At 56.0% G+C, this 24,624-nt stretch carries 26 protein-coding genes; 13 read left to right on the top strand and 13 right to left on the bottom strand.

Annotated elements, in window-relative coordinates; translation table 11 throughout:
- Nucleotides 1-760: IS256 family transposase (locus FPZ49_RS17830; RefSeq protein WP_144849415.1), on the top strand; the 760-nt coding region annotated here is incomplete at its 5' end.
- Between the two features lie 268 nt (nt 761-1,028).
- Here the strand turns inward: FPZ49_RS17830 and FPZ49_RS17825 are convergent.
- Entirely contained in the window at nt 1,029-1,283 is a 255-nt protein-coding gene (locus tag FPZ49_RS17825) for a hypothetical protein (protein ID WP_144849413.1), read from the bottom strand.
- Nucleotides 1,284-1,367: 84 nt separating this feature from the next.
- Here FPZ49_RS17825 and FPZ49_RS17820 point away from each other — a divergent pair, with 84 nt between their 5' ends.
- From FPZ49_RS17820 to FPZ49_RS17805, 4 genes are all read left to right on the top strand, one after another.
- Nucleotides 1,368-1,811, top strand: coding sequence for a FadR/GntR family transcriptional regulator (locus FPZ49_RS17820; RefSeq protein ID WP_144849412.1), 444 nt, complete (start codon nt 1,368-1,370; stop codon nt 1,809-1,811).
- A 77-nt stretch (nt 1,812-1,888) separates the two neighbouring features.
- On the top strand, nt 1,889-2,185 hold the full coding sequence (locus tag FPZ49_RS17815; RefSeq protein WP_261381467.1) for a FadR/GntR family transcriptional regulator: 297 nt from the start codon (nt 1,889-1,891) through the stop codon (nt 2,183-2,185).
- Between the two features lie 62 nt (nt 2,186-2,247).
- Nucleotides 2,248-3,396 carry a galactonate dehydratase gene (gene dgoD, locus FPZ49_RS17810; protein WP_144849408.1) on the top strand — a complete coding sequence of 383 codons (1,149 nt, stop codon included), beginning with the start codon at nt 2,248-2,250 and terminating at the stop codon, nt 3,394-3,396.
- Between the two features lie 200 nt (nt 3,397-3,596).
- Nucleotides 3,597-4,145 carry a hypothetical protein gene (locus FPZ49_RS17805; protein WP_144849406.1) on the top strand — a complete coding sequence of 183 codons (549 nt, stop codon included), beginning with the start codon at nt 3,597-3,599 and terminating at the stop codon, nt 4,143-4,145.
- Between the two features lie 76 nt (nt 4,146-4,221).
- Here the strand turns inward: FPZ49_RS17805 and FPZ49_RS17800 are convergent, their stop codons facing one another.
- On the bottom strand, nt 4,222-5,331 hold the full coding sequence (locus FPZ49_RS17800) for a ParM/StbA family protein (RefSeq protein ID WP_144849432.1): 1,110 nt from the start codon (nt 5,329-5,331) through the stop codon (nt 4,222-4,224).
- Nucleotides 5,332-5,523: 192 nt separating this feature from the next.
- Here FPZ49_RS17800 and FPZ49_RS17795 point away from each other — a divergent pair, with 192 nt between their 5' ends.
- The 3 genes from FPZ49_RS17795 (at nt 5,524) to FPZ49_RS17785 (ending at nt 8,264) form a co-directional block, all read left to right on the top strand.
- Nucleotides 5,524-6,537, top strand: a complete 1,014-nt coding sequence (locus FPZ49_RS17795) for a M23 family metallopeptidase (protein ID WP_144849404.1) — start codon at nt 5,524-5,526, stop codon at nt 6,535-6,537.
- 38 nt (nt 6,538-6,575) lie between these two features.
- On the top strand, nt 6,576-7,085 hold the full coding sequence (locus tag FPZ49_RS17790; protein ID WP_222429923.1) for a bactofilin family protein: 510 nt from the start codon (nt 6,576-6,578) through the stop codon (nt 7,083-7,085).
- Nucleotides 7,086-7,187: 102 nt separating this feature from the next.
- Complete coding sequence (locus FPZ49_RS17785; protein WP_144849402.1) at nt 7,188-8,264, top strand: acyltransferase family protein; 1,077 nt, start codon at nt 7,188-7,190, stop codon at nt 8,262-8,264.
- Nucleotides 8,265-8,321: 57 nt separating this feature from the next.
- Here the strand turns inward: FPZ49_RS17785 and FPZ49_RS17780 are convergent, their stop codons facing one another.
- From FPZ49_RS17780 to FPZ49_RS17750, 7 genes are all read right to left on the bottom strand, one after another.
- Nucleotides 8,322-9,284, bottom strand: a complete 963-nt coding sequence (locus FPZ49_RS17780) for an ABC transporter permease (RefSeq protein WP_144849400.1) — start codon at nt 9,282-9,284, stop codon at nt 8,322-8,324.
- A 6-nt stretch (nt 9,285-9,290) separates the two neighbouring features.
- A complete protein-coding gene (locus tag FPZ49_RS17775) occupies nt 9,291-10,367 on the bottom strand; it encodes an ABC transporter permease (protein ID WP_144849398.1) in 1,077 nt (358 codons plus the stop codon).
- Nucleotides 10,360-11,922: an ABC transporter ATP-binding protein gene (locus FPZ49_RS17770; RefSeq protein ID WP_144849396.1), complete on the bottom strand. Its 1,563-nt coding sequence runs from the start codon at nt 11,920-11,922 to the stop codon at nt 10,360-10,362. The genes FPZ49_RS17775 and FPZ49_RS17770 overlap by 8 nt, the downstream gene beginning before the upstream one ends.
- The gene (locus tag FPZ49_RS17765) at nt 11,919-12,974 is read right to left on the bottom strand and encodes a BMP family lipoprotein (RefSeq protein ID WP_144849393.1); all 1,056 of its coding nucleotides are present in this window, start codon (nt 12,972-12,974) and stop codon (nt 11,919-11,921) included. Before FPZ49_RS17765 ends, FPZ49_RS17770 begins: the two co-directional genes overlap by 4 nt.
- Before the next feature lie 32 nt (nt 12,975-13,006).
- Nucleotides 13,007-13,747 (bottom strand): aldo/keto reductase, encoded by a 741-nt coding sequence (locus FPZ49_RS17760; RefSeq protein WP_144849391.1) that lies wholly within the window; start codon nt 13,745-13,747, stop codon nt 13,007-13,009.
- Nucleotides 13,748-13,938: 191 nt separating this feature from the next.
- Entirely contained in the window at nt 13,939-14,415 is a 477-nt protein-coding gene (locus FPZ49_RS17755) for a zinc ribbon domain-containing protein (RefSeq protein WP_186445888.1), read from the bottom strand.
- Between the two features lie 63 nt (nt 14,416-14,478).
- Nucleotides 14,479-15,102, bottom strand: coding sequence for a class I SAM-dependent methyltransferase (locus FPZ49_RS17750; protein ID WP_144849387.1), 624 nt, complete (start codon nt 15,100-15,102; stop codon nt 14,479-14,481).
- A gap of 255 nt (nt 15,103-15,357) precedes the next feature.
- On the opposite strand from FPZ49_RS17750, the gene FPZ49_RS17745 reads away from it, so the two are divergent.
- Entirely contained in the window at nt 15,358-15,963 is a 606-nt protein-coding gene (locus FPZ49_RS17745) for a DedA family protein (RefSeq protein WP_144849385.1), read from the top strand.
- A 55-nt stretch (nt 15,964-16,018) separates the two neighbouring features.
- Here the strand turns inward: FPZ49_RS17745 and FPZ49_RS17740 are convergent, their stop codons facing one another.
- Both FPZ49_RS17740 and FPZ49_RS17735 read right to left on the bottom strand, forming a co-directional pair.
- Nucleotides 16,019-16,813, bottom strand: coding sequence for a phytanoyl-CoA dioxygenase family protein (locus tag FPZ49_RS17740; RefSeq protein WP_144849383.1), 795 nt, complete (start codon nt 16,811-16,813; stop codon nt 16,019-16,021).
- Entirely contained in the window at nt 16,810-17,097 is a 288-nt protein-coding gene (locus tag FPZ49_RS17735) for a hypothetical protein (RefSeq protein WP_144849381.1), read from the bottom strand. The genes FPZ49_RS17740 and FPZ49_RS17735 overlap by 4 nt, the downstream gene beginning before the upstream one ends.
- Nucleotides 17,098-17,275: 178 nt before the next feature.
- On the opposite strand from FPZ49_RS17735, the gene FPZ49_RS17730 reads away from it, so the two are divergent.
- Nucleotides 17,276-18,160: a helix-turn-helix domain-containing protein gene (locus tag FPZ49_RS17730; protein WP_144849379.1), complete on the top strand. Its 885-nt coding sequence runs from the start codon at nt 17,276-17,278 to the stop codon at nt 18,158-18,160.
- 21 nt (nt 18,161-18,181) lie between these two features.
- Here the strand turns inward: FPZ49_RS17730 and FPZ49_RS17725 are convergent, their stop codons facing one another.
- Entirely contained in the window at nt 18,182-19,045 is an 864-nt protein-coding gene (locus tag FPZ49_RS17725) for an AraC family transcriptional regulator (protein ID WP_144849430.1), read from the bottom strand.
- Nucleotides 19,046-19,191: 146 nt separating this feature from the next.
- Between FPZ49_RS17725 and FPZ49_RS17720 the strand changes: the two genes are divergently transcribed.
- The 3 genes from FPZ49_RS17720 (at nt 19,192) to FPZ49_RS17710 (ending at nt 23,306) form a co-directional block, all read left to right on the top strand.
- On the top strand, nt 19,192-21,705 hold the full coding sequence (locus FPZ49_RS17720; protein ID WP_144849377.1) for a glycoside hydrolase family 2 TIM barrel-domain containing protein: 2,514 nt from the start codon (nt 19,192-19,194) through the stop codon (nt 21,703-21,705).
- Between the two features lie 40 nt (nt 21,706-21,745).
- Nucleotides 21,746-22,906, top strand: a complete 1,161-nt coding sequence (locus FPZ49_RS17715; protein WP_144849374.1) for a glycoside hydrolase family 88 protein — start codon at nt 21,746-21,748, stop codon at nt 22,904-22,906.
- A 190-nt stretch (nt 22,907-23,096) separates the two neighbouring features.
- Entirely contained in the window at nt 23,097-23,306 is a 210-nt protein-coding gene (locus FPZ49_RS17710; protein WP_144849372.1) for a hypothetical protein, read from the top strand.
- A 185-nt stretch (nt 23,307-23,491) separates the two neighbouring features.
- On the opposite strand, the gene FPZ49_RS17705 is transcribed toward FPZ49_RS17710, so the two are convergent.
- Nucleotides 23,492-24,448, bottom strand: coding sequence for an AraC family transcriptional regulator (locus FPZ49_RS17705; RefSeq protein ID WP_261381469.1), 957 nt, complete (start codon nt 24,446-24,448; stop codon nt 23,492-23,494).
- Between the last annotated feature and the right edge of the window lie 176 nt (nt 24,449-24,624).

Below are 24,624 nucleotides of genomic sequence, written 5' to 3'. Positions count from 1 at the left end.
CCCTCTCGAGAAACGCTACTCGGTTCTCTACCTGGATGGACTGTACATTAAACTCAGAAGAAACACCGTAGATAGCGAAGTCATCTATCTGGTGATGGGCATCAACGAGCAAGGGCACCGAGAAATTCTTGGTTTTTACATCGGCGGCCAAGAAAGCTCTAACGGCTGGAGAGAGATCCTCCAAGACTTGTATCGCCGCGGTCTACAGGAAGTATTGCTGGGTGTGTTTGATGGGCTTCCAGGGCTAGAGGATGCTTTTCGAGACGTGTACCCCAAAGCGGATGTACAGCATTGTGTAGTGCATAAAGTCCGTAGCACCATGCCCAAAATTCGCGTACAAGATAAAACCGAGTTTTTGGATGACCTGAAAACCATCTATACCGCGTTAGATGGAGACTTAGCTAGGGCAGCATTCGATACGGTAAAAGAGAAGTGGAGCAAACGGTACCCCAAGGAGCTTAAATCTTGGGAAGACCAGCTTCCTACACTACTGACGTACTACAAGTATCCTCCATTGATTCGGCCTGCCATTTACACATCAAATGCAATTGAACGAACCAACAAGGAGTTACGAAAACGTCTGCGGCCCATGAACAGCCTACCTAACATTGAAGCGGCAGAAAAGATTGTTTACCTCGAAGCACTGGATTACAACGAAACGTGGAGCTGCCGCTCGATCAGAGGGTTCAGCGACTCTGAAACCAAGGAAAAGTTGAAGCAGATGTTTGTGAAGCGATACGGAACTTCTGAGCCGGCTTGACATGGAGCCTCTGTGGGCATGATGACTGGCGAAGGGGCGATACCTCGTAAACTCGTATCGCCAGGCCATTGAGCCTATCATGCCCACCCCTCCATATAAAGCCTTTGGAGGACCTCTAAGTGAAGTTACTTACTCATGTTTGAATATTCTAAAAACTAAGCTTTGAATACTCTACTTTGTTTTTACCAAAGACTGCTTACACAAACTTCTTGACGCTACCTTGGAACGTATAAGGTTCAGGAAATAACGGAACGGTATTCCGCTATTTTTATGCGCCGGCTTCTCGGAGCTGGTTGAGCGCAGCTTCGGCGTAGTCCATCCACGACTCAACGTGGGCGTAGGGCACCTGCACCCAGTCCTTCATCGGCCGCTTTTTCCCCGACGGGTCAAATAGCTGCGCTCCTGCGAGCTGAAGTGCGTTCGCGTGCGGCGCGCCGCTGAGCTTGAACACCATCTCTTCCTCGAAAAAGGAGGCAAACGCCTTGCCCTCGTATTTGAGGCACAGCTTGCCGATGTATAGCATGAATCCATTTTTCTCTTGATCATCTGATGAATGTGGAATAAAATAAGAAACATCAGATGAATTAAAGTGGGAGACGGTTGTTCGATGGCCAAGAAGCTGACTTATGAAACCGTTTACGATGAAATTAAACGAAAGATCGAAGCGGGTGCCTGGCTCCCCGGACAGCAGCTTCCTCCGCTTGAGCAGCTTTCGGCGGAGCTGGGCGTCGGCATTTCGTCCGTTCGCGAGGCCGTGCGCATTCTCGGCAAGCAAAAGATCCTGCGCATCGAGCAGGGGCGAGGCACCTATGTGGAGCAACAGCTTGCCAGCGATGTGGGCTCGGCTACGGGAACCGGCGGGCTGGACTTTCTGGAGCGGGCGACGATGCTGCAGCTGACGGAGGCCCGGCTGATCATCGAGCCGGAGTTGGCTGCGCTGGCGGCAGAGAAGGCGACCCCAGCCGAGGCGGAGGAGATTGTCCGCACGGCAGAAACGATGCAGCGGAAGGTCGCGAGGAAGGGACTGTTGACAAAGTCCTTAGCTAAATAAAATGCTGATGATTCACTACAATATATAGTGGATCATCAGCGTTTTTAATTCCATATATTGTATCACCAAGAGGTGAAGTGCCGTTTGTCAACAGTCCCAGGAAGCAGGACTTTTTCAAAGAGGACCTGCGGTTTCATGAATTGATCGCCCAGGCGTCGCACAATCACATCATGTTCCACATGCTGGATAGGATCAGCGATTTGCTGACGGACAGCCGGAGGCGCTCCATGAAGTGGCCCGGGATGGACGAGAAGGCGGCCTCCTATCACTTCTTGATCGCGCAAGCCATCAGCCAGCGCAATCCGACGCAGGCGAGGTCGCTGATGAAGCTGCATCTGGAGGACATGCTGCAGGAGTTTCGCAACGGCGGCTAATCGGCTGCCATGCTTTTATATGATCCACATTCATTCCTAACTTTGAGGGGAGACGTTTTCGTATGAAGATCAAATCGATGGAGCTGTTTCAAGTTCCACCACGCTGGCTGTTTCTGAAAGTCACGACCGATGATGGCTTTGTCGGCTGGGGCGAGCCGATCGTGGAAGGGAAAGCCGACACTGTCCGCGCGGCGGTGGAGGAGATGAGCGATTTTCTGATCGGCAAGGATGCAGGGCATATTGAGGATCTGTGGCAGGTGCTGTATCGCGGAGGCTTTTACCGTGGCGGCCCGATTCTGACGAGCGCCGTTTCCGGTATCGAGCAGGCGCTGTGGGATATTAAGGGCAAGCGGCTTGGCGTGCCGGTGTATGATCTGCTTGGCGGCCCTGTGCGCGACAAGATGCGCGTCTACGCTTGGATTGGCGGCGACAAGCCGTCGGATGTGGCCGAAGCGGCGCGGGAGAAGATCGCGTCCGGCTACACGGCGATTAAGATGAACGGCACTGCCGAGATGGAGTGGGTCGACTCTCCGCTCAAGGTGCAAGAGGCCGTGGAACGGCTGGCAGCGGTTCGCGAGGCGATCGGCTGGGACAAGGGTATCGGCGTTGATTTTCACGGGCGTGTCCACAAGACGATGGCCAAGGTGCTCATCAAGGAGATGGAGCCGTTCAAGCCGATGTTTATCGAGGAGCCGGTGCTGCCGGAAAACAACGAAGTCATTCCCGAGATCACGAAGGGCTGCAGCGTGCCGATTGCGACGGGCGAGCGGATGTATACGCGCTGGGATTTCAAGCGCCTGCTGACGCAAGGCGGCGTGGATATCATCCAGCCGGACCTCAGTCACGCCGGCGGCATCTGGGAGGTGCGCAAAATCGCGGCCATGGCGGAAGCCTTCGATGTGGCGGTGGCGCCCCATTGTCCGCTCGGACCGATTGCGCTGGCAGCGTCGCTGCAGCTCGATTTTTGCACGCCGAACGCGTTCATCCAGGAGCAGAGCCTCGGCATCCATTACAATCAAGGCTCCGACCTGCTCGATTACTTGGCGGACCCGGCGTTGTTCGATTATGAAGACGGCTACGTGAGACGCTTGAAGGCACCGGGTCTGGGCATCGAGATCAACGAGGAAAAGGTTCGGGAGATGGCGGCGATCGGCCACCGCTGGCGCAATCCGGTTTGGCGTAATGCCGACGGGACGGTCACGGAGTGGTAAGTGGCTGAGTCGAATTAGCCTATCCTATTAGATCCATCCAAACCCAAGCACAATCGTCCGCGGAAACGGATTCGGTTGTGCTTTTCAAATTTTTTAGGGCTCCGTAGGGGAATTCGTTCAATTTGTAACTCTTGTGTTGCGGCAACTATGATAAAATTAAATTTAGAAAACAAGCCACGGAGTGGAGGGACGCGAACGCTATGACATGTCATGTACACCTGCATAAACCATCGTCCGTCACCTGCCATTGCTGCGGCAAAAAGCTTTGCGACGACTGTGTAGAGCGGTTTTCCGCTTCGCTGTGCGAGCAGTGCTTTCTATTGCAAAGCACCAGCTACGCCAGGCGGCTGCGGACGACCTTTTTCATCTCGTTGTTTTCGTCCACAGGCGTGTTTGTGATCGCCCAGCTGCTAATGCAGGACAGCACTGTTTGGCTGTCGCTGTGGCTCGCCTACATGGCCGGCGGCGTGCCCATCGGCTGGCGGCTCATCGACATGTGGCGCTCCCTCGCTCCGTCAGATGAGTACGACGGGATTCATCCCTTCGCGCGTTCGAGGCTCATTAAGCTGTTAGCCTCGGTGTTGATTGGGGTTATTATGACGCCTATGGCCACCTATATTGGCATTAAAAATTTGATCGTGCTTCAGCGGCTTAGCAAGGAGCATCAGAATGCTGCCACAGCTTCTGCGATCGAGTCGGGCAAGCAACGGTGGATCCGCCGGCTAGTGGAAGTGAGACGGATCTTATAGAACGGATAAGGAATCAAATATGAATCAAAAAACCGTCAGCGGAATGGCAAGCCATCCTTCTGACGGTTTTGTTCGTTTATTGCGTGATCTCCGCAAACGCCCCTTGATTCATGCGGCTTTTGGCGACCTTGAGGTAGCCGAGCACATTCTGCAGCTCGCTATCGGACACGAAGCGCAGCTTGATCGGGCCTGCCGCCTCGATCAGATACGGCTTGAGCGCTGCCGCACCGCCGCCGATGACATAGAAGCATTGGATGTCCGGGCACTTTTTCCACCGCTTCTTGATCAGATCGACGACCCGCTGGGCCGCGCGAGTGAAGTACAGGTCCACGATAGGCTTGATGTTCGCCTGGCCTTCTCCAATCCGCTGAATGACAAAGTCGCGTTGCTTAATACGCTGAGCCAGCTTCGCACGGCTTGGGAACGAGTAGCCGAACTGATCCTCCACCTCGCGCAAAATCGGATCCAAATAGTTCGCTAGTCCCATTTGCTCGCCGTAGCTGAAGTGATTGTCGATGGCCATGCGCCGAATGACCGGCAAGTCCGTTGTCAGCGCACCGATCTCGCAAACCCCGATGATGCCGCTGTAAATTTCTTCGTCGCGAACCTGCAGGTTGTCATGTGTCGCTAGGTTGAAAATCGCTGCTGCGCCTTCGATGGAGACGACAGCCTTACGAATACGAACCCGGACCTTACGACCCTTCAGCTGAGGCGTGGAGTGGAAGGTGACCTCGTGATCGCCGACCAGCCGCTGCTCGAACACCTCGCGGAATTTGGCAAACGTGCGAACAGGCAAGCCCGTACCGATAACGAATTCCACTTCGTCCGCCTGAGAATAGGAGGAGGAGCTGCTATAAGCAGGGTTTGTCAGCCCGGTGAACGCCAGCGCGGTAATCGCGACGATCAGCGATTGATCCGACAGCGCCTTGTTATCCGTGTCCTCCAGCTCGGTATTGTCCTCCAATTCCGTGGCCAGCTGCCCGACAAACCAGCGCCGGTTGTTCTGCGTCAAACTTGGGCTGTAGACCGTCACGTCCAGCGCTTTAGAAGGCGCATCCTCTTCTTGCAAAATATGCCGTTCATACCCCGGTGTAACGATGTTGGGCACCACCACCGCTTCCTGCGAACCTTCGTATACCAGCTTGATGCTGTCGTTTCCTAAATCAAGGCCAGCGAGCCTCATCATCATGATCCTCCTTGCAATCGCCAAAAAATGACACGTTTTACCTATTAAATTCGAGTTTTTTTGACCGATTCCTCTCCTACTATAGGCCCAATTTTATATACTTCGACAAAATCGGAAGGTTTTTGGGGGTGAACGGAGAATAAAATGTCAGATGAAATCGAGGGAAATTAATCCAGTGACTGAGGAGTTACTATGAAATTCAAGAAATTCGAATGGGGTATGAAGAAGCTAACCTTTGTCATCGTACCGGATAATGCCCATCGCTCGGTCATGCAGGTGCGGCTTTCTCCAGTTGTATTTTATGCGGCAGGGGCCGTGCTCGTCGGGCTTATGGCCTGGGGCGGGTTGTGGTTCGGGCAGCAGCATCAACGCGCACATGCGAATGCGCAGCTGCAAGCCGACCTGAACGGCAAGATGAAGCAGCTTGACCAGGCACTGGCGGATAAAGATGTGACGCTCGCAGGCAAGGATGCTGCAATTGAACAGCTGCAAGGCGAGGTCATGCGGCTGTCGGAGCAGGCCAAGGATGTGAAGACGAAGATGGAAGCGGTCCAGAAGCTGGAAGAGGATCTGCGCTCGATGACCGGCGGAGAGGCGGGAAAAGCAACGGCCTTGGCCGCGCCAAGCTCGCAGCTGGTCACCTCTAGCGGGACCGGGCAAGGCGGAGTGATGATTCCGGCTACCGCGGAGGATATTCTCAAGCTGTCTGAGGACACATCGGCGCAGTTCGCCGGATTGACCCAGCAAATGAGCGAGCTGCAGTCGAATCTGACGTCCACGCGGGAGGAAGTGCTGCAGAAGCAGCAAAAGCTGCGTGCCACACCGTCGATTTGGCCGGTAGATTCGCGGTCCATCACCTCGCCATGGGGCTACCGCAGAGATCCGATCAACAATCTGCTCAGCTTCCATTCGGGGCTGGATATTGCAGAGCAGCTCAATGCCAAGGTCAGAGTGACGGCGGACGGTGTGGTTGTAGCGACGGGCTATGACGACAGCCGGGGCAACAATATCCTGGTAGATCATACCGGCGGCATTCGCACGTGGTATATGCATTTGAACAAAATTTTAGTTTCCAAGGGCGACAAGGTACAAAAAGGTGACTTCATCGGCCTGGTCGGCACGACCGGCAGAAGTACAGGCCCTCATCTGCACTACGAGGTGCTGAAGCAGGGGCAGAGCATCGATCCGCGGGGATACTTAAAATAACAGAGCCAGAACACGCAGCAAGGGAAGGGGATGTAATCATGTTTAAAGGAAAAAAAGTGAACCCGAAAGCGATGGATACACTCATCGGCGAGGGCACGGTTTTTGAAGGGAGAATTCAATCCGCCGCAGGGGTGCGCATCGAAGGGCAGCTGACCGGAGATATCCGGTGCGAAGGCGATGTAACTGTTGGTGAGCAGGGCAAGGTAAAGTCACACATTGCGGGACGCGATGTGGTTATTGCCGGAGTCGTCCACGGCAACGTAACGGCCAAAGGAAAGCTTCGCATCACCTCGAAGGGGCAGCTGTTCGGCAATGTGGCGGCGGCCTCGTTCGTGATCGACGAGGGAGCCGTGTTCCAAGGCGCGAGCCAGATGGAGCAGCAGCAGGGTGCGAAGCAGGCGCAGCCGGCCGCTCCATTGCAGCAGCCGGAGCCGGTGGCGGCGCCCGTGTTTGCAGCGCCTGCGGAGCCGCAGCCCCAGCGCCCAGCGGCCTCGCCGCCGACGGCACAGGCAGCGCCGGCGTTCGGAGGCAAGCCGGTGGTGCTGTAAAGTTAAGCTGTTTTTAAGCTGGCTTTCAGGTTAGCTTCATGCTATTGTCATTTTTCTCTGCCATAATACAAACAAAGAGAGAGAGAGCAACGCGGAGGAGATATGAACCCGAAGTTGAATTTTGCGCCAATTCAGGCGGCTAGAGGCGTAGCCGTCTTATTGGTCATGCTGTTTCACACGTCGCAAATGGGCGATAAATATTTTCATTACAACTTTCTAGGTGTCAGTGAAATGGGCAAATCCGGCGCCTATACGTTCTTTTTTGTGCTGACCGGGTATTTGATGTACACACTGTACCATGAGCGATTCGGGCGTCCGGAGGCTGCGGGTCCATTTTTGCTGAAGCGGTTTATGCGGATTTATCCGTTGTATTGGCTGCTGATGGCGGTCATGGTTCCGGTGTATTTTGTTTTCCCTTCGTTTGGCGTAGGGTATGAACGGCGGTTTTCCGTCATTACGGAGTCGCTGCTGCTCTGGCCGCAGGCGAATGCTCCGGTCCTGCCGGTAGCATGGTCGCTCAGCTATGTGGTCTTTTTTTACTTGGCGTTTGCGCTGTTTTTCCTGCTGCGGGAAGGGGCAGCGGCCGCGATTTTTTCCTCCTGGTTTACGATTATCGTGCTGCATGCGTGTGGATTAATTGCGCTCAAGGACAATGTACTCATTCAGTTTTTGTTTAGCGAAGTTCATTTGGAGTTCTTTGCGGGCATGTTCGTGGCTTATTGGGCCCAGAGGAAAAGGATTCCAGGCGGCAGCTTGGTCTGGATTTTGGCGGGCGCTTTGGTGTATCCGATGCTTTGGATTACGCGGATGACGGAGACGAACCTGCACGTGGATTTGCTCCATACGATCGGCTCGGTGCTCATTTTGATCGGCATCACCAATTGGAGGAACGCGGGGAGCCGAATTCTGAAGTCGCTGGTTGCCTGTGGCAATGCGTCGTACTCCATTTTGCTGACAAGCCTGGCGATGCTGTCCATTACGATGAAGCTGGCACGGGCCATTCATCTGCCGAATGGTCTTGGAGCCGCGGGAACGATCATCCTATGCTATCTCATTTCGGTGGCGCTGTCGCTGGCCTTTTACCGGGTGGTGGAAAAGCCGCTGCTGGCCTGGTTGAAGCAGGTGCTGAAGTCCAGAGAGCAGCAGCGCTCGGCATGGGCTGAGGCTGTGAAGCGATAAGAGCACAAAAAGCCGACACCTTCGGGTGTACGGCTTTTTTCGTTGTTCATACAGCAGCTACCGCTTGCTTGGATCATATGGCTCGCCGAGCGAGGCAGGCGGATAAGCGCGTCCGACGGCGCCGGCCAGCACGAGAATGGTCAGAATGTACGGCAGCATGTACAGAAACTCCATCGGAATATTCTTCGAGAAGTCGAACAGCTGTATGAAGTTTTTGAGCGCTTGCGCGAAGCCGAAGAAGATGGCGGCGCCAAGCGCCCCGGCCGGATTCCATTTGCCGAAAATCATCGCGGCCAGGGCGATAAACCCTTGACCGGAAATCGTGTTATGCGAAAAGTTGCTCGTCGTCGTCAGCGTAATGGTCGCTCCTCCAAGTCCTGCCAGCGCTCCGCTGATCAGCACCGCAGTGTAACGAAGACGTTTGACGCCGACGCCCAGCGTATCGGCTGCGCCTGGATGCTCGCCGACCGACCGCAGGCGCAGGCCGAACGGAGTTTTGAACAGCACGAACCAGGACAGCAGCACCAGCAGCAGGGCGATGTAGGTGGTCGGATAGGCGGAAAAGAAGGCATACCCGAGCAGCGGAATAGACGACAGGCCAGGGATCGCGAAATTATGAAACACTTCATTCAGCGTTTCCGTTTGTCCGGAGCCGGTAAACAGGATTTTAACCAAGTAAACCGTCAGCCCTGCTGCCAAAAAGTTGATGACGACCCCGCTGACCACCTGATCCGCTTTGAAGGTGATGGAGGCTACGGCGTGAATGATGGATATGAGCACACCGAAGATCAGCGCGGCAATGAGGCCGATCCAAGGCGACAGGCCCCCCAGATCGGCTTGCTCCGCATACAGGGCGGCGACGGCGGAGGCGAAGGCTCCCGATGTCATCAGACCTTCCAGGCCAATATTGACCACACCGGACCGTTCGGAAAAAATGCCGCCCATGGCTGCGAAAATTAAAGCCGTTGAAAATACCAGCGTAGTATGAATAAGCTCACCCAAGATCCGGAGAACATCCATAGCGGTTTAAGTCACCTCCCGCGATTTGCGTCCTGCCAGCAGCGGCTTTAAAATCCAGCGGATAATGCCGTGCGAGGCGACGAAAAAGATCACCATGCCGATGATGACGCGGACGATCTCCGGCGGCACATCTGCGCCGAAGCTCATTCCGGCGGAGCCGTACGAGAGTGCGCCGAACAGGATCGCGGCCAGCACGACCCCAAACGGATGGTTGCCGCCGAGGAGCGACACCGCAATGCCGTCGAAGCCGTAGCCAGGGGGCTCAGCGGCAATCACTTGATAATGGAAGACGCCGAGCACCTCCGTCACGCCAGCCAGCCCGGAGAAGACGCCGCCGATAAACATCGCCTTCACGACATTGCTGCCGACGCTCATACCGGCATATTCGGCGGCTGACGGACTGTGTCCGACGGCGCGGAGCTCGAAGCCCTGCCTGGTTTTCCAGAGCAGGATGTAGAACACGATAGCTGCCAACGGCGCGAACAGGATGCCCCAATGCAGGCGGGCGTTGCCGAACATCGCGCTGATCGCACTCAAGCTGATGGACGCCGTGTCGTGAATGACATACGAGCGCTGCTGCCCCGGCTGGAGCAGGAAGTGGCCCACAATGTAATTAGCCAGAAACAAAGCGATCCAGTTCAGCATGATGGTCGTGATGACCTCATTCACGCCGCGGCGCGCCTTCAAGTAGCCGGCGATTGCGCCCCAGCAGCCGCCGAGCAGTGCTCCGACAATAATGGCCAGCGGTGCATGAATCCACATCGGCAGGTTCAGCTTGATGCCGATGATGCTGGCGCCGGTCGCGCCCATCACGAACTGGCCTTCGCCGCCGATATTGAACAGGCCGGTGCGAAAAGCGAAGGCGACGGACAAGCCGGTGAGCACGAGCGGCGTGATTTCGCGGATCGTTTCGCCGAAATTGTACGAGTCGCCGACGACCTTCTCGACCAGCGAGGCATAAGCGGTCAGCGGGTTATATCCGCCGGCCAGCATAATAAGCGCGCCGACGAGGAGGCCGAGGACGATGGCGACGAGCGGCACCAGCGCGGAATCGGCGCTCATGATGCGAATGGCTTTAGCCATGCGGTTCACCTCCGGTGGTTGACTTGCTAGACCCGGCTCGTCCGTCGGCTGCGGTGGTGCCGGACATCAAGAGGCCGAGCTCCCGGTCCGTCGTCTGCGCCGGGTCTACCTCGCCGGTAATCCGGCCCCCGCAGATGACGACGATGCGGTCGGAGAGCTGCAGGATTTCATCCAGCTCGAGCGAGACGAGCAGCACCGCCTTGCCCTTATCGCGCTGGTCGAGCAGCCGCTTATGAATAAATTCGATGGCGCCGACGTCCAGTCCCCGCGTAGGCTGGGCGGCAATCAGCAGCTCGGGGTTTTGATCGACCTCGCGGGCGATGATCCCCTTCTGCTGATTGCCCCCCGACAGCGCGCGCGCCGGTGTGTGCGTGCCCGGCGTCCGCACGTCAAACTCTGCGATCAGCCGCTGAGCCTGCTTGTCGATCGCTTCGTAATCAAGAAAGCCCCCGCGATTATAAGCGGAGGTGTAATACGATTTGAGCACCATGTTCTCGCTCATCGAGAAGTCCAGCACGAGACCGCGCTTATGGCGGTCCTCGGGAATATGCGCCAGGCCGCTCTCGGCGATGCGCCTAGGCGAGGCTCCGGCGATGTCATCCCCGTTCAGCAGGATGCGTCCGCTGTCGACGCCGCGCAGGCCGGTGAGCGCCTCGATCAGCTCGCTCTGGCCGTTGCCGTCGACGCCTGCCAGGCCCAGGATCTCGCCGCCGCGCACCTCGAGGGAGACGTCGCTCAGCACCGGCACGCCGTTCGCTCCGCGCGCGGTCACATCGCTGACGGTGAGCACCGGCTTGCCCGGCTTAGCAGGTGCCTTGTCCAGGCGAAACGAGACCTCGCGGCCGACCATCTTCTCGGCGAGCTCGTCCGGGTTGGTATCTTTGACCGTGAGTGTATCGATCACTTTGCCCCGGCGAATGACGGTGACGCGGTTGGCAATCGCCATAATTTCCTTCAGCTTATGGGTAATCAAAATAATCGATTTCCCTTCCGCCACCAGCTTGCGCATAATCTCGATCAGCTCGGTGATCTCCTGTGGAGTCAGCACCGCTGTAGGTTCGTCGAAGATCAGAATCTCGGCGCCGCGGTATAAGGTTTTCAAAATTTCAACGCGCTGCTGCATTCCCACAGAGATATCCTCAATCCGCGCGCGCGGATCCACCTTAAGGCCATAGCGGTTGGAAATGTCCGCCACCTGCTGCTCTGCTTGGCGAAAATTCACGCGGAGCCCTTGCCTTGGCTCCATGCCCAAAATAATATTTTCCGTCACCGTAAACGGCTGGACGAGCTTAAAGTGCTGGTGCACCATGCCAAGGCCGAGCTGAATCGCCGTGCCCGGATTCGAAATTTCGACCCGCTTGCCGTTCACATGAATCTCGCCCTCATCCGGCTGATACAGGCCGAAGAGGATGTTCATCAGCGTGGATTTCCCAGCGCCATTCTCGCCGAGCAGGGCTAGAATTTCCCCCTGCATCAGCGTCAGGCTGATTCCGTCGTTGGCCACAATTCCGGGAAACCGCTTCGTAATGCCGCGCATTTCCACCTTGATGCTCATTTGTCTGGAACCTGAATTTCGCCTTTGACGATTTTTTGTTTATACTCGTCGACCTTCTTGAGGATATCCGCAGGGACGTTCTTGGAGGAAGTATCAGGGAGCCCAACGCCATCATCCTTGAGGCCGAGCACAGTCGTCTTGCCGCCTTCGAACTTGCCGTTGATCAGATCGTTCGAAATGCGATACACCGCTAGGTCAACACGCTTCATCATCGAGGTCAGCGTGACGTCGTCGCCGAACATTTTAGACTGGTCTTGGTCAACGCCGATGACCCAAACCTTGTTGCCGCTCTTCACACGGTCTTTCGCTTCATTAAACACTCCGTTACCCGTGGCGCCCGATGCATGGAAAATGATGTCCGCGCCATCGTTATAAATAGTGGCCGCCGCCGCCTTGCCGAGGTCCGGCTTATCGAACGCACCGGTATAGTTGATCGTCAGCTTAGCGTTCGGATTCACAGCGGAGATGCCCGCTTTGAAGCCCGCTTCAAAGCGCTTGATGACGGGGATGTCGATCCCGCCGACGAAGCCGATTTTGTTCGTTTTCGTCATCAGACCGGCCACGACGCCGACGAGATAAGAGCCCTCATTTTCGGCAAACGTAATCGAGGATACATTCGCACCTTCTACCACGTTATCAATGATCGCGAGCTTCGCGTTCGGGTTTTGCGACGCGACCGTTTTCAAGGCATCACCAATCGTAAAACCGATCCCCCAGGTCAGATTGAAGTTCCCTTTGACCATTTGGTTCAGGTTCGGCAAATATTCCGAATCACTCTTGCTTTGCAAATACTTCACTTTGGCGCCGGTGTCCTTCTCAAGCTTTTGCAGCCCTGCCCATGCGCTTTGGTTAAAGGAGTTGTCGTTGATGCCGCCGACGTCCGTGATCATCCCGATATTGAACTTGGCGCCTGCCTGCGTGCCGCCTCCGGTCGTCGTCCCGCCGCCCGCCGCCTGATTGCCGGTATTCGGCGTCGTTTTCTTACCGCACCCGCTCAGCGCGAGCGCAAATACAAGAAGGCCTATCATACAAACGGATATCCACTTTTTCATCTTGTTTCATCCTCCAGTTCTTCTTAAGTCGTTTATACGGTTCGTTCCACCCAGACGCCGGAATCCCAAGCGGTCGCTTTCCAGCGCAGCACGTTCGGCTCCACCAGCGGGGCAAGCTCCTTCAGCAAGCCCAGGCGCTCAATGTCCGTTAAAGGCTTGAACCGTTCAAAAGCGGCCAGGTTCCGTTCCAGCTGCTCCATCGTCTCCATCCCGATAATCGTCGTGGATACGGGCAGGGACCAGGTATAGCGAAGCGCCTGCTCATAGGTGTGGCCCAGCTTGCCCAAAGCGAGCACCTTCATGCCGATGACCGCGATGCCCTTCTGGGTGGCCACGGGCAGAAATTCGTGCTCGAAGCTGTAAATCAAGGCGTCCGGCGCGGACAACGCCACGAGCACGCTGTCGAACGGGTAACGCTCAATGGCCTCCAGCTGCACGCGCGGATTCGTATGCCCGCTGATGCTCAGGTGCTTCACGAGGCCCTGCTCTTTGGCTTCCAGCAGCGCCTCCATCGCGCCGCCTTTGGCGAAAATGCGGTCCAGCTCGTCCATCGTAGCCACATTGTGCAGCCGCCACTCTTCTATGTGATCGGTCTGCAGCCGCTTCAGGCTCTCCTCCAGCAGCCGAAGCGAGCCGTCGCGCGTCCGGTCGTGGGTCTTGGTGGCGATATGTACCCGGCTGCGCCTTCCGTCCATCGCCAGCGCCTTGCCGAGCCGTGATTCCGACTGGCCGCTGGAGTAGGAGGGCGCTCGGCCGAATGATCTTATTTCCATGGCGAGTCTCTCCCTGCCGTTAAGTGTGCAATTGCTCAGCGTAGGATAGTATTCTCCAAGGTTTATTATGTTATGACAAAATTTGCAGGGAATGGCTTGTCCGAACCAGTTAAGGGAAGAGAACAAAAAGACCGAGCAGGCTGGAATCAGGTTCAGCCGCTCGGTCTCATTTGATTGAAGAATACACTTGGTCAGGAGTCATGCTGCATCGTCGTGCCGCAATTCGCACAAAATTTGGCGCCGACATCGTTCGGGGTCTGGCACAAGGCGCAGATCGTCTGAAGAACCCCGGCTGCCGGCGCCTCGGCGGGGGGAGGGTCGGCGAAGCGGTTGCCGCACGCCGGACAAAATTTCACCTCGCGGGCGAGCACTTTGCCGCAGCGGCATATTTTCTCATTCTTCGCTTCCTGCACCTTCAGCTCCAGCGCCTGAATGTCAGCCTTCAGCTGATCGATCTGCCCGCAGTGGGCACTCACGTCCTGCTCTTGCTTTTTCCAATCCCCCGCTGCATAGCCCTTATAGATCGCCTCGCCGATCAACGTGTATTCCTTCTCAATATCCTTTTCCTTTGCGGCCACCTGCAAGCGAAGCTTCGAAATCTCGACGGTTTGCTGCGCTTTTTTGGCGGCCTCGGACGCGCCTTGCTTCATTTTATCAAAAAAAGACATCGGACATGCCTCCCATGATATTAGAGTGAGGTTCATGGGTAGTGTATGAGCGGGCCGTTGTTCTCATGACTGCTTCAGCAGGGGGATCTCGGCTTCGAGGGCGAGAAAAACGCCGCCAAGATGGCGCTCGATCCGCAGCGGCTCGAACCCACCCTCCGCACGAAGCAGCTGCACGGTGTTGCGGTTGAGCTGGCAGCCGTCGCACGCCTTAGACCACAAGGGCGTCAGCACGTCCTGCAGCCGACCCCAGAAGGGGTGCTCGAGCCGAACATGCTCGAAGAGCAGCAGCGTGCCGCCGGGACGGCCGACGCGCAGCATTTCGCGCACCGCCTGCGCCGGGTCGGGGATCGTGCACAGCACCAGGGTGCCGACGATGGTGTCGAACGTGCCGGCCTCCCAAGGCAGCTGCTCAGCCGATCCCTCGATCAGCGTGACGGGCACTCTTGCTTGCTGCGCCCGGGGGCGGGCCTGCTCCCGCATCCGCTCCGACGGCTCGATGGCCGTGACCTGCACCACATTCGAGTCGCGGTACAGCGGGAAATTGATCCCGGTCCCGGCGCCGATCTCCAGCACCTCACCGTGCGCATGGGAGAGCAGCTCGGCCCGAATTTGCCCGAAGCGCCGGCGCTCCAGAGGGGCCATCAGCCGGTCGTAGTGCTGTTGAAACCAGCGGCTGCCTGTCGTCATATGTAGCGGTTCCTCCGTGGTTTTTTCTTTTGGTTTCTTTATTGGTACAACGAATTAAGGTTTGATTCAGAATTTCCTAGGGGATTTTTAATCTTTGTAGGCGATGATATTCACATGAACCCCTAGTTCGAATTTTCTTGCCAAAAAAATGTTTAAGAACGTAGACTGCGGTAAGTTGGATACGATTGTTTGAATTAGGTGCTCAATATTCGCTATAAATGAAGAGTATGTTAAAACAGCAGGAGGTACAATAGGGTGCATTTGGAAATGCTGCTAAATGGAATTGAGCACTATGGATATGCGGCTTTGTTTTTCTTTTTGTGGCTCGGTATTGTTGGAATGCCAATACCTGATGAGGTGGTTGTCATGAGTGGCGGCTTTGTTACTTCATTAGGAATATTAAAACCACTACCAGCCTTTGTAGTTACTTATTTAGGTGTAGCATCAGGACTGACCATCGGGTACTGCATAGGAAGAGCCATAGGTTCACCAGCTCTAAATTATCTGATGAAAAAGAAAAAAATGGGAAAGTATATAGAAAGAGCACATACTCTTATTGAGCGTTATGGGGCTTTCTCGTTGATGCTTAGTTACTTTTTACCGGTTGTCCGCCACGTCATTCCCTACATTGTAGGATCGAATAAAATGTCATTTTCAAAATATGCCTTATTCTCTTATTCCACTGGATTGGTTTGGAGCTTGGCTCTTTTTATGACAGGGAAGTATTTCGGTCAGTCCATTGACGTTATTAGTCATTATTTAGCCCAGTTTGGATGGATATCCATTATAACGGGCGGGCTCATTGCGCTATTTATATTCTTTGCCAAAAAAATGAGAAAAACCGGGAAACGAACAGGATGAAAAAGAAAAGGCCACGATCGCAAGGTTCAACCTGCTGCGATCGCGGCCTTTTTCATTATAATCCCATGCGCGTCAAGCTGCCCTCGAAAGAAGCGTCCACGCGGTTATCGCCGGTCAAGTAGCGCCAGAACTTTGCAATCTGCACCTGATTCACACGGCCTTCGTCGCCTGCCCAGGCGTGATGGCCGGCTTTGTACACGTAATTTTGAATTTCCGGACTATTGTAGCCCTCCGTGTTGAACAGCGCGCGCTGCTCTTGGCCCGGGCGCATCCGCAGCTTGAACACGTAGCGCGTCAAGTCCGTGAAGTTCGGCTGCGCGCAGTGCCAAATGGCATGATGCAGGAACGCGATCGTTCCGGCTTTGGAGACGAGGCGGCGCTGGCCGAGAATGTTTTTGTAGCGGGCGATGCTGCCGTTGCTCACCTTGCGCATGTGGGAGCCGGGGAGCACGAGCGTCGGGCCCATCTCATCCGGAGCATCGTGCGAGAAGTAGAACGCCTGGATATCGTAGCCGAACGGACGCGTATCGATGATGGAATCGGCATGGTAGAACTGACCCTTATGATGCTGCGCACGAACGACGTGCAGGAATGAATGATCGTACACCGGGCTTGTGCCTACGAAGCTCTGCATCGCGCCTTTGACCTGCGGCAGATTGAAAATCTCCTGGATCACGCCGGATTCATTCCAATAGCTTCCGCCGTTGCCGCTGAATTCGCGCATTTCTTTTTCGGCACGGATGTTGTATTCCTGAGGCACCACTTCATTTAAGACCAAATATCCGTTTACGGCAAAATCGGCCATCTGCTTCGCTGTCAGAAGATGCTGCTTTTCTACGGAACCGCTCATTCGACCGTCACCTTTCTTTCCAATACATATTCGTAAGGCAAATGTCCCTGCTCAAACTCATGACCGCTCAAAAATACCGGCATCGTCGGAAGCTGAATCACATTCCAGCCGTCCCGCATGGCATCTAAGACAGAGTCGTACGGCGGAACCATCGAATCTCCGGTTTGCATTTGCAGCTCGTCCTTGGATTTGCTGCCGTCGTACAAGGCCCATGCGATCGTCCTGGTTTCCAGGTCCGGCTGAGCCAGGTGTAGAATCAAAATTTGCTGGCGTGTAACGCTCATCCGCCGTTCATCCTCCCGTAGGTTAGCGGGATCGCCGCTCCCCATGTAATTGAAATTAGGATTGCTGTCTTCTTGTACCTAATTTTAGTATGCAAAAGGGTTTTTGAGGATGTATGATAATAGCAGATATTTGCACAATCCTAAGGTGGTTTTGGCTAACTGATGAGGAGGGCGTACGGTGGAAGGACAGCAGCTGCAGATCATGCGCAGTTATTTGGAAAATACGCAAATTACGCTCGAAACGGCGCACTATACGAAAGTAACGTCCAGCTGGAAATACAACTTTCCGGTCACGGATGTGAACCGGCTTTATTTTATCCGTGAAGGCGAGGGATGGATCCGGGTTCGCAACCGGCTGTATCAGCCGAGCCCCGGCCAGCTGCTGCTGCTCCCTGCAGGCGTGCGTCTGTCCATGGGACCGCAGAATGAGAATCCGTTCGGCAAGTATTGGTGCCATTTTACCGCGACGGTGGGGGAAGTGAATTTGTTCCAGCTGTTCGACCTCCCGCATTGCATCGACGTGGCGAATGAGGCGGCGCTGGAGAAGCAGTTTCAAGCGCTCATCGAGCTGTACAACAACCCGACGCTGACCGCCCCGCTGCGCATCAAGTCGCTGCTGCTGGAGATGGTTTCGGACTATATGGAAGCCTCTCTGGAGCAGGAGCATCAACGGGGGCAAGAGCTACGGCTGGCGACAGCTTCGGAAGCGGCCAAAATCAATACGGTGCTGCAGTACATGGAGGAGCATTTGCAGGAGCAGATGACAGTGGAGGAGCTGGCTCGACTGGTGCATTTTCACCCGAACTATTTCATGCAGTATTTCAAAACGATGCTCGGCCTGTCGCCGATCGCCTATATTAACCGCAAACGGATGGATAAAGCGAAGGAGCTGTTGACCTCGTCCACGCTGTCGGTGACGGATATTGCGGAGCGGGTGGGGATGGAGCTGTACTACTTCTCCAGGCTGTTTAAAAAGCAAACGAGTCTGTCGCCCAGCGAATACCGGAAGTATTCGGGACAGCGCAGGGAGCAGACGGAAATGGAGACGGAGACCGGCGCATAACGAAGCCCGCGTTAACTGGTCTCACTGAGGCTGCTGCTTAAAGCGGTTGGGCGTGATGCCGACATGTTTTTTGAACAGCTGGCAGAAGTACGAGAAGTTGCCGAGCCCAACGGCCAGACCAATCTCCTGTACGGACAAATCGGTGGTTTTGAGCAGCCAGCAGGCTTGGCGGATGCGGCGTGCGGTCAAGTAGTCGGTGATGCTGCTGCCCACGGACTGACGGAACACGGCGGACACATGGTTCGGCGACAAATGCACTTCGTGCGCAAGCCGGTCCAGCTCGAACGGCTCCATATAATGCACCTCGATCCATTCCATGACCTTCTCCGCCGTGCTGGAGGCTTTGCGTGCCGCCGCCGGACGTTTACTGCCCGCATCTGCGAAGCCGATGTGCTTCCAATGATGCAGGTAGGCGGTCAAAAACAGCAGCTGCTCCTCCAGCAGCAGGCTGGGCTGCGTTTGCGTTTGTGTCAGGCGAGGAAGGTAGCTTCGCAGGAGCGCATCGGTCTGGTCGGGAGCGGGGCTGTGCAGAATTTGCGGGGCGAGAGGGTCCTTCCACAGCGTTTGGAAAAAGGTCCGCAGCGACGGAAACGGCGCCAATGCCTCATCCAGCACCGCCGGCTCGAACACGAACAGCGTGCGAATGTAAGGCTGCTCCGGACCGACGTTAATCCGAATGCGGTGCAGCTGGAAGGGCTTAAAATAGATTAAGGTGCCCGGCATGAGATCGAAAATTTGTTGCTCTACAATGGCCGTGCCGCTGCCCTCATGGACATACAGCAGCTCCATTCCCTGATGGGCATGGAAAACCTCGACAAATTCATGTGTGCGGTCTTTATAAAATGAAAGCTGGACCGGATGCTGGTTCAAATTCATATAGTTCATCAGCTTCACGAGGGTAGTCTCCTTTCGGATGGACCGTAGAGTAACAACATTTTATCATAAGAGCGCCAAACTTTCCGGGCGTTTTTTTTGTTATGCTATAAACATGGCATAATTCATACGCAATCGGCTGGAAGGGGCGCGACAACTTGTTAAAGCAGCGGTTAAACGATAAATGGGAGCACTATACAGGCAGTCTGGGAGGACCTTGGGAGGTATGGCGGGCGGACAAGCTGAACAATCACTACAATGTGCCATGGCATGCAGTGGAGCTGCCGCACTCCTACAATGGGCTCGACGTGATGGACCCGGATGGCAAGTACTATCAAGGACAGGGCTGGTACCGGACGAAGCTGGCGCTAAATAACCCATATCCGAATGGGCGTACTCTGCTGCATTTTGAAGGCGCAGGGCAGCGCACGGACGTGTACGTGTACACGAATAAAGTCGGCTCCCACTTGGGCGGCTACGACGAGTTCACGGTCGATATTACCGAGGCGGCGGCTGAAGCGGCGCAGATCGAGCGGTACAAGGGCCTGGTGCCGGTAGCGGTAGCCTGCGACAACAGCCGGGAGCTGGAGACGATTCCGTCGGATGCGAGCGATTTTAACCTGTATGGGGGGATTTACCGGTACCTGAATCTGGTGTACGTGCCGGCGGTGTCGCTGGGGCAAGTGCACGTAGTCACGGATACGGCCAAGCTGGGAGCGGGGAACGGCAGCGGCGAAGGCACTTGCAAGGTGACGGTCAAGGCGAAGCTGTACAACCCGCAGGTGCTGCGTGACAGCGTCAAGCTGGTCGTCCGACTGACGGATGCCGACGGCGCGGTGGTGGCGGAATCGACGCTCAGCTGCCTGCCATGGCCGGGCGAAAAAGAGCTGGCGGTGTATGAACTGCCGAGCCCGCAGCTGTGGTCGACAGACAAGCCGTACTTGTACGGCTGCGAGGTGGTGCTGGTCAGCGTCCATGGCGAGACGGCGGTAAAGGAGCGGTTCGGCGTGCGCTACTTCGAATTCGTTGATCACGGCCCGTTCAAGCTGAACGGCGAGCGCCTTCTGCTGCGCGGAACGCATCGCCACGAGGATCACGCCGGTGTCGGGCCGGCGATGACGGAGGACATGCTCCGGCAAGAGATGCAGCTGATCAAGGACATGGGCGCGAATTTTATCCGCCTCGGCCATTACCAGCAGTCACGGATCGTACTGGAGCTGTGCGATGAGCTGGGCATCCTGGTATGGGAGGAAATCCCATGGTGCCGCGGCGGTCTTGGGGGCGAGTCGTACCGGCAGCAGTGCCGCGACATGCTGACGGCGATGATCGAGCAGCATTACAACCATCCATCGGTTATCCTATGGGGTCTTGGCAACGAGAACGATTGGGAGTGCGACTTCGACTATTTTGACCAGGAAGCGATCCGCGGGTTCATGAAGGAGCTGCACGACCTGTCGCATCGCCTGGACCCAAGCCGTCTGACGGCGATACGCCGCTGCGAGTTTTGCAAGGACATCATTGATGTGTATTCGCCGTCGATCTGGGCGGGCTGGTACCGTGGGATTTACACGGATTACGAGTCCAGCAGCCGCAGCGCGTTCGAGAATGTGCGCTCGTTCTTTCATATGGAGTGGGGTGCTGACAACCTGCCGACCCGCCATGTGGAGAAGACGTTTACCGGCTTCGAATTCATTCCGCGCGGTGAAGGCGAAACGGACGAGCGGGACGGCGACTACCTGCTGACCGGCGGCGAGCCGCGTGTGTCCCGTGATGGGGACTGGTCGGAGACTTATTTTTGTGAGATGATCGATTGGTATTTGAAGTCTCAAGAGCAGATGGATTGGCTGACCGGGGCGGCGCAGTGGGCGTTTAAGGATTTTGCCACACCGGTGCGTCCGGATTCACCGATTCCGTATTTGAATATGAAGGGCATTGTGGAGCGGGATTTTACGCCCAAAGACGCGTATTACGTCTTCCAATCATACTGGGCGACGAAGCCGATGGCGCGGATTTACGGGCATACGATGCCGGTACGCTGGGGCGCGGAAGATGAGCGAAAGAGCATCAAGGTGTACTCGAACTGCGCGCAAGCGGAGCTGTTCGTGAACGGTGTCAGCCAAGGCGTGAAGCAGCGCGATTCGCAAAACTTCCCGGCCGCCGGCCTGCGCTGGGATGTTCCACTGAAGCCTGGCGCCAATCAGGTGAAGGTGGTGGCGGAGCAAGACGGCGTGCAGGTCGAAGACGAGCTGACGTTCGAGTACCAGACAGAGGCTTGGGGTACGCCTTCGGAGTTGAGGCTGACGGCGGAGAAGCAAGTCGATGGCCGGGTCTACGTCGAAGCGCGCGCTTATGATGCGAACGGCGTGTTTTGCCCGGATGCGGCGGGCTTCGTACGCTTCGGACTCGCGGGCGACGGCCAGCTGCTGGACAACCTCGGTACGATTCGCGGCTCACGATTGGTGCAGCTGGCCACCGGCCGCGCAGGCATCTACGTGGACCCGAACGGCGGCTTGCCGGCGGGGATCCCGGTGGCTGAGTTCTTCTCGGCGGGCGGTCCGGCTTCGTCGCTGGCCTCGCTCGGCGGCGGTCAGGGCGCAGACGGTCGCGCACGAGTATCGGTTGTCACCGCCGCTGGCGAAGGGATGCCGACGGCGATGATGGTTTTGGAGTAGAGGAATAGTAATCATTCATTTTATAGGAGGAGACCATTATATGAGCAATTTGAATTCGACGAGCACGGGCACGATTGCGGAAGCCCACAGCTTGCAGGAAGCGCTGCCTGCGATTTGGGAAGCGCTGCAGGTGAAGGTAGACCGGATGATCGGACAGCTGGGCTCCAAGTCGCCGCACGTGGCCAAGGAAGACGGCAAATACGATGACATGCGCCTCGACTGGTGGACGGCGGGCTTTTGGCCGGGCATTCTGTGGATTATGCACGAGATGACGGGCAAGGAGCATTATAAGGAAGCGGCATGGGGCTGGGACGAGAAGTTCGAGCAAAAAACAATCCAAGACAACAACTTCCACCACGATGTAGGCTTTCAATTTTTGCCCACGTCGGTCATTAAATATAAGCTGACCGGCGACAAGGACGGCCTCCGTCGGGGCTTGCAGGCTGCCAACTTCTTGGCTGGCCGCTTCAACATTGCAGGCTCGTTCCTTCGCGCGTGGAACCAGGACAAAACCGGCTGGGCGATCGTCGATTCCTCGATGAACCTGTCGATCCTGTTCTGGGCCGCCGAGCAGATCGGTGACCCGCGGTTCGAGCATATTGCCCGGGCGCACGCCAATACGGTGGTAGACAAGTTCATCCGCGAGGACGGCTCGGTGAACCATATTCTCAGCTTCGACCCGCGTTCGGGCGAGCTGATTGAGTCGCTCGGCGGCCAAGGCCACGGGCCGAACTCCGCTTGGAGCCGTGGCGCGGCATGGGCGCTGCACGGCATGGCCAACACTTATCGCTACACCGGCGATAAGCGGTACCTGCGCGCGTCGCAGCGCGTCGCGCATTACTTCCTCTCGTGCTTGCCGGACGACTACGTCGCGCACTGGGATTTCCGCGCCGCCGATCCGCTGGACGGCGAGCCTAGAGACACGTCGGCGGCAAGCTGCGCCGCGTCGGGGCTGCTCGAGCTCGCGGATGCGCTGCCAGGCGACGAAGGCGCGATGTACCGCCGCGCCGCCGAGCGCATGCTGCTCTCGCTGAGCCAGCACTACGCCACGTGGGATCGTCCCGATCACGAGGCGATTCTAGTGGAAGGCACGGGGCACAAGCCGGCCGGGCAAAACATCAACGTCTCCCTCATCTATGGAGACTACTACTACGTCGAAGCGATCGCGAAGCTGCTGGGCTGGAAGAATCGCATTTTCTAAGCTTCGGCAGGCGCATAAAAGAAGACAGCTGGAGTTCCTTCCTTTCGTTCCGAGAGGGAGCTCCGGCTGTCTTTTTCTTTTTTTCACGCAGGTTGATAGATTTGTATCTTTGTCCTATTACGTTAGCATACACGAGATTGCTAGAACTAGAATAAGTTATAGTAATTCAGGCAACGTGGAGGTGAAAGAGATGTTTAATCACCATGACGGATTTAACCATGCAGTATTTTCGACCTTAAACCATGTTGGCTTGGGGACGCGCATTACAATATTTTTTGACTCCACAAACAGAACCGGAAAATTCCAAGGCATCCAACACGGTAACGCGGTATTAACTACCGATAGCGGATCGCTGTTCTTCATTCCGGTCAACCGAATTGTCGCAGTCAGCATCCCATAGCGAAAATGTAAAAAACGCGACGGCACTTCACTAGCGCCGGGCGCGTTTTTTGTTTGCTCACTTCACCGGTCATGCGTCTTGGCACCGCTGCCTGTGATCGGGATCACGTCCCTAAAATAGGTCGGCTTTGGACGAAGCACGTTCACGTAATAAAGTCCTTCACTCCACTTTCAGCACACGACGCATCACAGCAGATTCACTCCGATAGCCGCCGGGCCGGACTCGCTGCGCATCCGCTGCTTGAACGCCTTAGGCGAGCAGTGGTTATGGCGCTTGAACAGCTTGTAAAACTGCGCCATATTCGGAATGCCCACCTCGAGGCCGACATCCATAATGCTGAGGTCACGGGTCAGCAGCAGCCGTTCGGCGGTTTTGATGCGGCGGTAATTGACGTAATCCACGAACGAGAGGCCCATCGACTTCTTGAACAATTTAATAAAATAATGATAGCTCAAATTCAGCAGTCCGCAGACATCCTCGACCGTTATCTTTTCGCCCAAATGCTTGTCTACATAATCCAGCGCCGGACGCAGCCGGGCCTGCTCGGATTCCTCCGGCTCCCCCAGCACGCCCCGTGAGTCGTGCCGCATGAGCAGCAGCATCAGCCGCTTGATCGAGGAGCTGATCGCCAGCTCGTAGCCGCGATGCTGAACCTGCGATTCCTCCAGGATGCTCAGGATCAGCCGATACGCCTCTTGCCGGACCTCGGCATGCTCCCGCCAAATGTAATTCAGCTTCCCCAGCGGCTGCGTGAGCTCCGAGAAGCTGTGCAAATACAGCATTGTGCTGGGATCGAAGTGCCGCGCCAAGTCCAACTGAAACACCACGTAGCGCAGCTCGCCCTCCTGCAGCTTATGCGTGCGGTGAAGCTGGGACGAGCCCAGCACCATCACATCGCCCGGTCCGAGCACCTCGTAATCGTGCTTCGTTTGCACCCCGAGCGAGCCTTCTTTGACGGCCAGAAACTCGACTTCCTTATGATAATGCCAGTGCCACGCATTCAGCGGCCTGGGGGGAATGCTGCTCGCGATCTCCCAAATTTTTAGAAACAGCAGCGGATTTTGATAGACGACCTCTTCCTCATGAACGCCCTCCAGCGGATGGGGGGACTGTCCTTCAGCCGGTGGATCGGCAGTGGTCAGCAAGCGACATGCACCTCCTTTTAACGCGTTGTAATCATTTGGATATATCATTTTTGCATAGCTGGCATTTCTAGTTTCTACTTGGATATACTGTAGCTAGTATAGCATGAATAGATCCGTGAGAGCAGTTTTGCATAAAGATGAAGCAGGATTGAGAATATCTTTTTGGCTGGAGA

The organism is Paenibacillus cremeus (genome assembly GCF_007786445.1).
Classification (GTDB): domain Bacteria; phylum Bacillota; class Bacilli; order Paenibacillales; family NBRC-103111; genus Paenibacillus_G; species Paenibacillus_G cremeus.
The sequence above is the reverse complement of the archived record's forward strand: the minus strand, read 5'-3'. Positions and strand labels throughout refer to the sequence as shown.

Excerpts from the sequence above, each read along its gene's own strand:
- FPZ49_RS17825 (WP_144849413.1), bottom strand. The coding sequence starts at position 1,283 with ATGCTATACATCGGCAAGCTGTGCCTCAAATACGAGGGCAAGGCGTTT.
- FPZ49_RS17820 (WP_144849412.1), top strand. The coding sequence starts at position 1,368 with ATGGCCAAGAAGCTGACTTATGAAACCGTTTACGATGAAATTAAACGA.
- dgoD (WP_144849408.1), top strand. The coding sequence starts at position 2,248 with ATGAAGATCAAATCGATGGAGCTGTTTCAAGTTCCACCACGCTGGCTG.
- FPZ49_RS17805 (WP_144849406.1), top strand. The coding sequence starts at position 3,597 with ATGACATGTCATGTACACCTGCATAAACCATCGTCCGTCACCTGCCAT.
- FPZ49_RS17800 (WP_144849432.1), bottom strand. The coding sequence starts at position 5,331 with ATGATGAGGCTCGCTGGCCTTGATTTAGGAAACGACAGCATCAAGCTG.
- FPZ49_RS17795 (WP_144849404.1), top strand. The coding sequence starts at position 5,524 with ATGAAATTCAAGAAATTCGAATGGGGTATGAAGAAGCTAACCTTTGTC.
- FPZ49_RS17790 (WP_222429923.1), top strand. The coding sequence starts at position 6,576 with ATGTTTAAAGGAAAAAAAGTGAACCCGAAAGCGATGGATACACTCATC.
- FPZ49_RS17785 (WP_144849402.1), top strand. The coding sequence starts at position 7,188 with ATGAACCCGAAGTTGAATTTTGCGCCAATTCAGGCGGCTAGAGGCGTA.
- FPZ49_RS17780 (WP_144849400.1), bottom strand. The coding sequence starts at position 9,284 with ATGGATGTTCTCCGGATCTTGGGTGAGCTTATTCATACTACGCTGGTA.
- FPZ49_RS17775 (WP_144849398.1), bottom strand. The coding sequence starts at position 10,367 with ATGGCTAAAGCCATTCGCATCATGAGCGCCGATTCCGCGCTGGTGCCG.
- FPZ49_RS17770 (WP_144849396.1), bottom strand. The coding sequence starts at position 11,922 with ATGAGCATCAAGGTGGAAATGCGCGGCATTACGAAGCGGTTTCCCGGA.
- FPZ49_RS17765 (WP_144849393.1), bottom strand. The coding sequence starts at position 12,974 with ATGAAAAAGTGGATATCCGTTTGTATGATAGGCCTTCTTGTATTTGCG.
- FPZ49_RS17760 (WP_144849391.1), bottom strand. The coding sequence starts at position 13,747 with ATGGAAATAAGATCATTCGGCCGAGCGCCCTCCTACTCCAGCGGCCAG.
- FPZ49_RS17755 (WP_186445888.1), bottom strand. The coding sequence starts at position 14,415 with ATGTCTTTTTTTGATAAAATGAAGCAAGGCGCGTCCGAGGCCGCCAAA.
- FPZ49_RS17750 (WP_144849387.1), bottom strand. The coding sequence starts at position 15,102 with ATGACGACAGGCAGCCGCTGGTTTCAACAGCACTACGACCGGCTGATG.
- FPZ49_RS17740 (WP_144849383.1), bottom strand. The coding sequence starts at position 16,813 with ATGAGCGGTTCCGTAGAAAAGCAGCATCTTCTGACAGCGAAGCAGATG.
- FPZ49_RS17735 (WP_144849381.1), bottom strand. The coding sequence starts at position 17,097 with ATGAGCGTTACACGCCAGCAAATTTTGATTCTACACCTGGCTCAGCCG.
- FPZ49_RS17725 (WP_144849430.1), bottom strand. The coding sequence starts at position 19,045 with ATGAACTATATGAATTTGAACCAGCATCCGGTCCAGCTTTCATTTTAT.
- FPZ49_RS17715 (WP_144849374.1), top strand. The coding sequence starts at position 21,746 with ATGAGCAATTTGAATTCGACGAGCACGGGCACGATTGCGGAAGCCCAC.
- FPZ49_RS17710 (WP_144849372.1), top strand. The coding sequence starts at position 23,097 with ATGTTTAATCACCATGACGGATTTAACCATGCAGTATTTTCGACCTTA.